2 protein-coding genes are annotated in these 1,283 nt (G+C 70.9%); both read right to left on the bottom strand.

The features are described 5' to 3' along the window. On the bottom strand, positions 1–764 hold a 764-nt coding region (locus J7E68_RS16205; protein WP_215174329.1), incomplete at its 3' end, for a tyrosine recombinase. A 2-nt stretch (positions 765–766) separates the two neighbouring features. Then, positions 767–1,282, bottom strand: coding sequence for an NUDIX hydrolase (locus tag J7E68_RS16200; protein ID WP_311417196.1), 516 nt, complete (start codon positions 1,280–1,282; stop codon positions 767–769). Position 1,283 lies beyond the last annotated feature (1 nt).

Here is a 1,283-nt window from a genome sequence, read left to right as displayed (position 1 = left end):
AGGTGCGTCGCGAACGAGTGCCTCAGAGTATGCGGCGAGACCTCGGAGGTGATGTGCGCACCCTCGGCTGCCGCTCGGATCACGAGCCACGCGCTCTGCCGCGACAGCGGAGCGCCGCGCGCCCCGAGAAACAGCCGCGCAGAGGCCCGCCCCTTCGCCGCGAGTCCGGGGCGAACCCGCGTGAGGTACGCGTCGACGGCGGTACGGGCGAAAGACCCGATCGGGACGATCCGCTCCTTCGAGCCCTTTCCCCGCAACCTCAGCACATCGCCATGCGCGAGGTCGTCGACGTCGAGCCCGACCGCCTCAGAGACCCGTGCCCCGGTCGCATAGAGCAGCTCGAGCAGCGCCCGGTCGCGGATGCCCAGGGGCTCGTCCGCCGAGGGTGCCGCGAGCAGGCGCTCGACCTGATCGATCGTCAGCGCCTTCGGCAGCCGCTGCGGGGCCTTGGGCGGACGCAGGCGACCGCTCGGATCGTCCACCTCGATGCCCTCTCGGGCCAGGAACCGGTGCCAACCGCGCACCGACGACTGCATCCTGGCCAGGCTCGTCGCGGCCGGAGCCGGCTCTGTGCCCGAGCGGTCCGCGATGAAACGTCCCACGACGGCCGGCGTGATCTCTCGGGTGTCGTCGACCCCCTCGGCCTCGAGCCACTCGAGGTAGACCGCGAGGTCTCGGCGATAGGCCGCGACGGTGTGTTCGCTTAGGCCGCGCTCGATCGTGACGTGACGCAGATACGTGTCCAGCGCACGATCGAGCTGCATCCTCAGCCCCGGTCGCGCAGCCTCTGCGCGGTCGCGAGGACGCCGATGCTCAGGATGCCGTTGCGCATCCGTCCGTCGAGCACACCACGCACCGCGGCGTCGAGCGGTACCCATTCGACGCGGATGTCAGCCTCTTCGTCTTCGCGGGCGTGCGCATCGGGCGCCGCCGAGATGCCCGTTGCCAGGAAGATGTGGATGGCCTCGTCATTGCCGCCCGGAGTGGTCCACGACGACACGAGCGGCTCCCAGTGCGCGGCGACGAGGTCGGCCTCCTCGGCCAGCTCGCGGCGGGCGGCCTCCAACGGCTCCTCCCCCGCGATGTCGAGCAGCCCTGCCGGCAGCTCCCAGTCGCGGTGGCGGATCGGGTGGCGGTACTGCTGGATCAGCAGCACCCGCTGCTCGTCGTCCAGTGCGAGGATCGCCACGGCGCCGGTGTGCGCGACGTACTGGCGACGGATCTCTCCGTCGCCGTAGCGCACCCGATCGTCGCGGACGTTCCATACAGCGCCCTCGAACACG

This window comes from Microbacterium sp. ISL-103 (genome assembly GCF_018613995.1).
GTDB lineage: Bacteria > Actinomycetota > Actinomycetes > Actinomycetales > Microbacteriaceae > Microbacterium.
Note: the sequence above shows the minus strand (reverse complement) of the source record. Positions and strands in the feature narration are given on the sequence as shown.